Source organism: Janthinobacterium violaceinigrum (genome assembly GCF_009208555.1).
Classification (GTDB): domain Bacteria; phylum Pseudomonadota; class Gammaproteobacteria; order Burkholderiales; family Burkholderiaceae_D; genus Janthinobacterium; species Janthinobacterium violaceinigrum.
In genome coordinates this window covers 1-8,345 of sequence record NZ_WFLI01000070.1, presented here as the reverse complement: position 1 = coordinate 8,345, position 8,345 = coordinate 1, and the positions used below count along the sequence as shown (strand labels likewise).

Annotated in this window: 6 protein-coding genes and 1 rRNA gene; 2 read left to right on the top strand and 5 right to left on the bottom strand. The window is 62.6% G+C overall.

The genetic code is table 11. The features are described 5' to 3' along the window. Positions 1–262 precede the first annotated feature (262 nt). From GCN75_RS28370 to GCN75_RS28350, 5 genes are read right to left on the bottom strand one after another with little or no spacing between them, the layout of a single operon-like run. Positions 263–1,432 (bottom strand): VWA domain-containing protein, encoded by a 1,170-nt coding sequence (locus GCN75_RS28370; protein WP_152285325.1) that lies wholly within the window; start codon positions 1,430–1,432, stop codon positions 263–265. Next, positions 1,429–3,654 carry a DUF5682 family protein gene (locus tag GCN75_RS28365; protein WP_152285324.1) on the bottom strand — a complete coding sequence of 742 codons (2,226 nt, stop codon included), beginning with the start codon at positions 3,652–3,654 and terminating at the stop codon, positions 1,429–1,431. The genes GCN75_RS28370 and GCN75_RS28365 overlap by 4 nt, the downstream gene beginning before the upstream one ends. Positions 3,655–3,670: 16 nt before the next feature. Then, entirely contained in the window at positions 3,671–4,753 is a 1,083-nt protein-coding gene (locus tag GCN75_RS28360; RefSeq protein WP_226941624.1) for an ATP-binding protein, read from the bottom strand. 8 nt (positions 4,754–4,761) lie between these two features. Continuing rightward, entirely contained in the window at positions 4,762–6,357 is a 1,596-nt protein-coding gene (locus tag GCN75_RS28355; RefSeq protein WP_152285322.1) for a DUF5691 domain-containing protein, read from the bottom strand. Further along, positions 6,354–7,541, bottom strand: coding sequence for an SWIM zinc finger family protein (locus tag GCN75_RS28350; RefSeq protein ID WP_226941623.1), 1,188 nt, complete (start codon positions 7,539–7,541; stop codon positions 6,354–6,356). The genes GCN75_RS28355 and GCN75_RS28350 overlap by 4 nt, the downstream gene beginning before the upstream one ends. Here GCN75_RS28350 and GCN75_RS29770 point away from each other — a divergent pair. Together GCN75_RS29770 and GCN75_RS28345 are read left to right on the top strand one after the other, a co-directional pair. Continuing rightward, positions 7,485–7,787: a hypothetical protein gene (locus GCN75_RS29770; protein WP_226941625.1), complete on the top strand. Its 303-nt coding sequence runs from the start codon at positions 7,485–7,487 to the stop codon at positions 7,785–7,787. The genes GCN75_RS28350 and GCN75_RS29770 overlap by 57 nt on opposite strands. Positions 7,788–8,256: 469 nt before the next feature. Then, a 16S ribosomal RNA gene (locus tag GCN75_RS28345) occupies positions 8,257–8,345 on the top strand; the annotation flags it as partial.

Sequence of the window (8,345 nt, the reverse complement as noted above, 5' to 3'; positions counted from 1 at the left end):
GGACCGTGAAACAACTTTGCGCCGATGATAGTGCTGCAACCAGTGTGAAAGTAGGTTATCGTCAGGCTTGTTATTCGCAGTAGAGAAAAACCCCGTCAGCAATGGCGGGGTTTTTTTTCGTCTGGCGCTTTGTTGGTAACCGTCTTTGTTGGTAACCGTTGATGGTGCTGTCGGATTCACGCCGGCCTATGTAAAATTCCCACGCAACAGGCGAAAAAAAGGCAGCGCTGCGCGCTGCCTTTGTGCCTCCTGCCATCAGCAACTATTCGGTGCCGCCGATAACGTTAATGCCTGCCTGCGCAGCCCATTGCGCCATATCGTTGCGCTTGATGGCCGAGGCCATGAGATCCGGAAACAGATCGGGAGTGCAGGCGAAGCAGGGAGCGCCCATGGCTGCGAGCCGGGCCGCGTTGTGATGGTCATACGAGGGTGCGCCATTGTCATCCAGGGCCAGCAAGACGATGACTTGCACCCCGCTGGCCAGCAGGCTGGCTGCCCGCGCCAGCATTTCCTTGTTATTCCCTCCTTCATACAGATCACTGATCAGCACAAAAATCGTCTCTTGCGGACGCGTCACCAAACCCTGGCAATACGCGAGCGCACGATTGATGTCCGTGCCGCCGCCCAACTGCGTGCCGAACAGCACGTCGACGGGATCGGCCAGCAAGGGCGTCAGGTCGACCACTGCCGTATCAAACACTACCACCGACGTGGAGACAGCTTTGATGCTGGCTAATACCGCGGCAAATACGCTGGCATATACGACGGATGGAGCCATCGAGCCACTCTGATCGATACACAGCACGATGTCGCGCAGCGATTGTCCCTTGCGACCGAAGCCGATGCGGGTAGCCGGTATGATCGTGCGATATTCCGGCTGGTAATGTTTCAGGTTGGCACGTATCGTGCGCAGCCAGTCGATTTCATTGTGGCGCGGCCGCATATTGCGTACGGCACGGCTCAGGCTACCCGCCACGGCCTGGCGCAGCGGCGCGGCCAGCTTGTGTTCCAGTTCTTGCACGACGCGGCTGACCACTTGCCGCGCCGTGGCCTTGGTCTTGTTCGGCATGATGCGGTTCAGACTGAGCAGGGTGGCGACCAGATGCACGTCCGCTTCCACCGCTTGCAGCATTTCCGGTTCCAGCAGCATTTGCTGCAAGCCCAGGCGTTCGAGCGCATCTTTCTGCATGACTTGCACGACTGAGGCAGGGAAATACTGGCGGATGTCGCCAAGCCAACGCGCCACCTTCGGCGCCGAGGCGGACAAGTCTCCGCCGCGTCCACCCGCCGCTCCCTGGCCGTAGACGGATTCCAGCGTGCGATCCATGTCCAGGTCCGTCTGGTTCAAGGCGATCTCGTCCTGTTGATCAGTCTTGCCCAATACCATGCGCCAGCGGCGCGCGGCTTCACCGGTCTTGATTGCATCGTTCATGCATGCTCCTGCGCCGGCGTGGAATCCAGCAATAATCGTAAGGTGGGCAAGATGCGCCGCGCCCGTGTTTCGTCCAGTGGCATGCTTGCCGATAGCGGGACATGCGTGCCGCTGCCCTGGCTGGCGCGTTCAGATAACTGGCGCTTCTCGGGTGCGGCAAAGTTGCCGAAAGTGCGGCGCAGCAAGGGCAGCAGTTCGATGAAGGTATCGGCCGGCAGGCCGGCCAGCCAGGTATCGATCAGGCGCCACAATTCGTCATTGTGTATCAGCAAGGTGCCGCTGCCATGCAAAAAGCCTTCCAGCCAATGGGCGCTGCTCAAGGGCGACAGCGCATGGGAGCAGCGCAAGGCCAACTGGCTTGCCGTCCGCTCCATGCTCCAGTGACCCTGCTCATTGAGGGCGCGCGTGCAGCGCCCAGCCAGCAGTGCGTGCGTGGCGTCGTGCAAGGCCGCCTGTTCCAGCGCCGTGAACCAGCTGGCCTGGTAATCGGCCCGTTGCGCCAGGCGGATGGCCTGGTCGGCGCCGACCAGCGCTTGCATGAGTTCCGCCGCCGCCTCGTCTGCCAGGGCGCGCATGCCGGCAGGCAGGGCAATGCAGGCGCGCATGACCAGACCGTCGAGGATGCTGGACAGGGCACGGGTATCGGCACCGCGTACGCTGCCGTAGCGCATGACGTTGACCAGTGGCGGCAGGGCCGCCAGCATATAGCCGAGGTCCGGCGTCGTCGCGCTCACTTCCTGCATGCGCCGCATGACGCCATCGATGGCGCCTTGCAAATCGGCGAGCAGGATCTCTTCCACCAGCGCAGTCAATTGCGGCAAGGTTTCGGCGCTGGCCGCGCGGCTGAGTGCGCATGCAGTGGCGGCATCGGCCACTGTACTGCCCCACAGGCTTGCTTCGATCAGCTTGACGGCAAATTCCGGTTCCCACGCCAGTTGCCACTGTTCGTGGAAGGTGCCGCTTTTCCCATGTACGCGCAGGCGGCGGCCCCAGCTGATGTCCAGCAGGGCCAGGCGGTGCAGCAAGACGCTCTTTTCCAGGTGTGTCGTTTCACGCAGATCCAGGGCGAGTTCGCTGGCATCGGCGCGCACCGGCAGGCGCAAGCGTTTCTGCAACGCCTGCACATCCTGCACCAGGGGCAGGGTTGGCACGCTGGCCGGCACCTGGCCCAGGCGTTCGTTGATCAGCAGCGCCGAGGCGATCAGGCGCAGCGGCAGTTCGCTGTCGTAGCAATAGACGGAGCGCACGGCGTCTTGCAATTCGCCCAGGCCCGCACGCGAACGCTCGCGCATGGCGGCCAGCGTATCGGCGAGGCGCAAGGCTTCAATGGTGTGGGCCGGCGACGCATCGAGATCATGCTTGCGCAACAGCGTGGCGACATCGGTCAACCAGTACAGTCCCGCCTGCTCAGGCCGTTGCCACAGATGGTGATACCAGCCTGGCGCTTCGACCCCGGCGCCATAGCCGCTGCGAAACGTCAGCCGGCCATAGCTCCACGGCGTCCAGGTGGCTGCCAGTTTGATTTTTGGCAAACCCTTGAGCAGTTCCGCATCGCTCTTGGCGCTGGGCATCTGCTTGAGCGCGGGAACGTGGTAAGCGCCGCAAACGACGGCAATGCGCTGGTGTCCCTGTTTTTCCGCCTGGCGTATCATGCTGCGCATATAGGCTTCGCGCCGGCTTTCCAGCGCATTCGGCGGCAGTGCGATTTCGCTGCGTACCACGTCCATCATCTCGGCAATGGCGGCAAACAAGTCCAGGCTGTCGCCGCGCTGCTCGACCAGGTGATCCCACCAGGTTTCGGTGTCGCCAAAGCCGGCTGCACCGGCCAGCCAGCGCAGCGGGTCCGCATGCATGGCGTCGTCCCTTGCGGGCGTCTCGGCTTCAGCGTCTTTTTCGCTCGCGGTCTCGGCCAGGCGATGCGTTTGCGGCAGATCGCAAAAGCGCACGGGAATACCCTGCGCCTGGGCAAAGCGCATGGCTTGCCATTCCGGCGAGAATTCCGCAAACGGATACATGACGGCGCGCTGCGGCTCGGCCGGTGCATACACGAGCAGCGCCACGGGCGGGCACAGGCCCGCGTCGCCCGCGTAGCGTATCAGCTCGTCCGCTTCGGGCGGTCCCTCGATCAGGATGCAGTCCGGCTGCAAGGCTTCCAGCGCCCGGACCAGGCTGCGTGCGCAGCCGGGACCATGGTGGCGGATGCCGAAAAGGTGAATGCTCATCGCTGCCTGTCCGGATTCAATTCATGACGTCGCGGCAAGCGCGATAAAGGTCTTTCCAGCCATTGCGCTCCTTGACCACGGTTTCCAGGTATTCCAGCATGACGATGCGGTCTTGCACCGGGTCCTTGACGATGGCGCCCACCATGCCGGCCGCCAGGTCGGCACCGCGCAGCACGCCATCGCCAAAGTGGGCCGCCAGCGACATGCCGTGCGTGATCACGGAAATTGCTTCGGCCGTGCTCATGCTGGCACTGGAACCCTTCAGCTTGGTCTTGCCATCGGTCGTCACGCCTTCGCGCAATTCGCGGAAGACGGTCACGATGCGGCGTATTTCTTCCAGAGCCGGCCCTTCGCCGGGCAATTCCAGGGCGCGCCCCAGGCTGGCAACGCGGGTTTCCACGATACGCACTTCTTCATCGGCCGTGCGGGGTGAAGGCAGCACGACGGTGTTGAAGCGCCGTTTCAGTGCGCTCGACAATTCATTCACGCCGCGGTCGCGGTCATTCGCGGTGGCGATCACGTTGAAGCCTTTTTGCGCCAGCACTTCTTCGTCGAGTTCGGCGATCGGCAGCATTTTCTCCGACAGGATGGTAATCAGGCTGTCTTGCACTTCGCCGGGGATGCGCGTGAGTTCTTCGATCCGGGCAATTTTTCCTTCGCGCATGGCGCGCATGAGCGGGCTGGGCACGACCGCATCGAGCGATGGCCCCTTCGCCAGCAGGTGCGCGTAATTCCAGCCATAACGCAGTGCCTCTTCGCTGGTGCCGGCCGTACCCTGCACGATCATGGTCGAGTCGCCGCTGATGGCGGCGGCCAGGTGTTCCGAGACCCAGGACTTGGCCGTGCCCGGCACGCCCAGCAGTAGCAGGGCGCGATCCGTGGCCAGGGTGGCGACGGCGATTTCGATCACGCGCGCATTGCCGATGTACTTGGGGGTGATCTCGACGCCATTGTCGAGCTTGCCGCCCAGCAAATACTTGGAGACTGCCCATGGCGACATCTTCCAGCGCGGCGGGCGCTGCCGGGTGTCGGCGGCGATCAAGGCTTCCAGTTCCGTGGCGAACTGGTTTTCAGCATGCTGGCGAAGAATGTTGGTAATGCTGGACATCAAAATTGCTCCTGAAAAGAGAGGGATAAGGCATGCCTGAAACGGATCACGCTGAACATGTCGTCGACGGGGCCCTGCCAGCTGGCCCATGCCGGCGATCCGGTGGGCCAGCCTGCTTCGCAGGCAGCCATGGCGGCCGGATCGAGTACTTGCGCAAATGCTTCGAGCGTCGGCTTGAAGTGCCAGGCAGGCACTGAAAATGCAGGCAGGCCGGTGCGCAGGCGCTGCATCACGGCCAGCGACAGGGCGGCTGGCCAGGGCGTGGACGAGGCGCGCGCGGCGTCGGCCAGCACGCCCAGCAGTGGCAATTGCTGGTCGCTCCACGTGGGGCCGCAGGCGTCAACCAGCTGAGCAAGCCGGGAATGTGCGTCGGCGGCGGGCAATGCGCCATAGGCGGAGAAAAAATCGCGCACATAGTATACGCGCACGCCATCCGTCGCCAGCCAGAGCAAGGTCAGCGCCTGCAGCCAGTCGCCCAGTGCCGCGGCTGCGGCCGGCGTGGCCGTGCCGGCGTCCATGTGCCACAGCAGGGCGCTGCTCCATCCCTGCACCAGGGCGCCGTGGAAATCGTTGTTGAGGGCCAACTTCAGGCACTGTGCGGGAGACTTGTCAAACAGCTCAGTCCAGTGCAGCGGCGACAGCGATGCCAGCATGTCGGCCAGCCAGCCTGCCTTCTCGCCCAGTTGCGGCCGGCCTTGTGCACCGATGCCATCGCGCAGCATGGATTTATCGCTGGCGGCGGGCAGCGCGACGTCGAGGCTGTCAGGGAACAGTTTGCGCCGTTGCAGATGGAGCAATGGCGCCAGCCGTTCCAGCATGCGCTGTTGCAGCGCGCAGCCGGGCAAGGTGCGCAACAGCTGCTGCGCCTGCAGCCGGACATCCTTGCGGCGGTCGTCGAGCGCCGCCTCCAGGAACGCTTCATCGGCCAGGCTCAGCGATACGCTCAGGCAGGGCAGGAGCATTGCGCGGTCTTCGGGCGATTCCTGGCTCCAGCTTGCCTGCAGGCGCTGCAAGGCCGCGACGGGATCGCGTGCCCGCAACTGGCGCAAGGCGAGCACGCGTTGTGTAAGCGTGCCCGCTTCCCACTGCGCCGCGCTGTCGCCATCGTCATTGCCAGGCGTGCTGCTCGCCCACGTCCATTGCGCATGTTGCCGGGCCAGCCAGTGGCCGCGCGCACCCAGCACGGTCACGATGGCAGACCGTAGCGCCTGCTGGCTGCTGCCCACTTCCAGCATCCTGGGCAGCAGGCGGGCCGGAATGCGACAACGGTGCAAAGCGGCAAGGCGCAGCCATTCGCCACGCAATGGCGGATGGGTATCCCGCAGCAGGTGCGCCAACATGGCTTCCGCACGCGGCGGGCAAGCCTGCAACGCATCTTCTTGCGTATCGGTACTGGAGATCGCGGTGGCTGGCACGGCAGCGGGCGGGAGGTAGCCGGCGCGCGTCCACAGTTCGAGTGCGCCGATGGCGCGCCAGAGCCTGCTTTCGCCGGCATAATCCGCAACCATGCTGCGCAAGTCTTCCGGCAATTCTTCTTCGAAGGCAATCCGGGCCCGGGAACTGCCCATCTGCAGGGCGGCGTCGAGTTTGCTCATGCGCAGAAATCGCTTTCAAAGTTGTACAGGCGGCCGTCGACGCACACGCTCCAGGGGGCGAAGGCGTGGCCATCCCATTCGCCCGCCAAGGTGACGGGGTGGCCGCCGCTGACTGCCAGCAAGTGCCAGGCGTGGCGGAACGATGCGCTCACGGGCAGGGGGTGTCCATCGGGACAGAGCAGCAGCAAGCCGGCGTCTTCCATGCGTGCCGTCATGCCGGACAATGCCAGCGGATAGCGCTCGAGGAATGGCTGCGCCGCCAGAGCGTCGGCATAGGACTCCATTGCGGCCAGGAAGGACGGCTGCTCTGTCGGGAACGTCGATAGTGGCAGCGTCGTACCTGATTCACGGATCAGCGCGCGCAGCGGATAGGCGCCGGGGTAGAAGCAGAGTTCGCCTTCAAATTGCGTGCCGACGCTGATCGCCTGTTCAAAGCCCTGCGGGCCGACAGCAAAATGCAGCAGCAGTGCCCAGCGGCCGCTGCGTGCGCCGCGCAGCCACGTGGCGCGCGTGCGTATGCGGTCTTCCTCGCTGTGCTGTTGTGAAAGTACTTGCCAGCAATCGGTGACGCCGGCCAGGGCCAGCACATCGTCGGTGCTGGTGGTCCAGCCGATGTGGGTCCGCACATCGTGTTGCAGATCGGGTGGGAGCGTTTCCAGCCTGGCGTAGGCATCGCCGAGCATATATATAGCGGCCAGTTCCCGTCCCAGTTGCTGGCTCCAGTCTTGCATGCCGCTTTGAAAGCACAGCCTGCCGGCGCGCCGGATGCGGCCGGCCAGGCCGGCGGCCTGGGCGTCGACCAGGCGGGCAGCCATGGCTTCCCAGTATGCGGGGCCGCGGTCGCGCACGGTGGCCAGGCCCTCGCGTTCCAGGTCATGCAACCAGGTGTGCAGTGCAGCCAGGCCGCTGGCCACCTTGTTTTCGCGCTTTTCCGCGCGCTTCCGGTTGGTAGTGGCGCTTGCGGCGGATTGCTCTTCAGTTTGCGCGGCCGGCTGCTCCGATGCGCCAGAGCGTTTTTTGTCGGCCCGCTGCTGGCGGTCGCGTAGCCAATCGCTTACCCATGCGGGCGCTTCCGTTGCTGCAAATAAGGTGTTGTCTTGCGCCAGGAGCAGATACAAGGCAAGTCCATGCTTGCATGGAAACTTACGGCTGGGGCAGGAGCATTTGAAGGCGGGTTCGCCCAAGTCGATCTGGGTGCGGTAGGGATCCTTTCCGCTTCCCTTGCATTCGCCCCAGATGGCGGCCTCCGAGCGGCCCAGCTTATCCCATTTGGCGGGGAAGGCCAGTTGGCTACCTGCCTTGGCGGAACTGGCATCGGGTGCCAGGGAGAGAATTTGATCGGTATTCAAGAGCACGAAGCGAACCTACAGGTAAATTGTCAAATGATCAGGGTGATGTATTTAATCATGAATGAGGTGTTGTACGGTTGAAAGCTGACTTTTATATTAAGCACTGCCGGGGAAATGAAAATGATTGCATATATTGCGGAGAAACTCTTGCTTCCAGTGGGGCGCTTTGCTATAGTTCGCCTCCCCAATGAGACGCAGTCAAATGCGGCACTTGAGGATCACCGGAAACGGCGATGCAGTAAAAAGAAGGTGTTGACGGATTTAGCGAAATGCTTCATACTCTTCTTTCTTCGCAGCTGGCAAACACAACGCTTTGTCGATATAGCGCGAAAGCAGTAACCGAATACAGTTCTTTAACAATTAACAGTCGATAAGTGTGGGCATTTGATGTAGTGCAGCGCCGATCTTCGGATTGGCGTAATACTTAAAATATCAAATGTTCACAAGAAATAATGAAATAGGCGCTACGCAAGTAGTGGCCTGTCAGTTTTTTGAGTGAGCGACCCATCAGAAATGATGGTGCCGGTAAAACGGCAAAGTAACAGAGATTAAACTGAAGAGTTTGATCCTGGCTCAGATTGAACGCTGGCGGCATGCCTTACACATGCAAGTCGAACGGCAGCACGGAGCTTGCTCTGG

What these genes read in the sequence shown, in the direction of transcription:
- GCN75_RS28370 (WP_152285325.1), bottom strand. Translation starts at nt 1,432, where the DNA reads ATGAACGATGCAATCAAGACCGGTGAAGCCGCGCGCCGCTGGCGCATG.
- GCN75_RS28365 (WP_152285324.1), bottom strand. Translation starts at nt 3,654, where the DNA reads ATGAGCATTCACCTTTTCGGCATCCGCCACCATGGTCCCGGCTGCGCA.
- GCN75_RS28355 (WP_152285322.1), bottom strand. Translation starts at nt 6,357, where the DNA reads ATGAGCAAACTCGACGCCGCCCTGCAGATGGGCAGTTCCCGGGCCCGG.
- GCN75_RS29770 (WP_226941625.1), top strand. Translation starts at nt 7,485, where the DNA reads ATGCTTGCATGGAAACTTACGGCTGGGGCAGGAGCATTTGAAGGCGGG.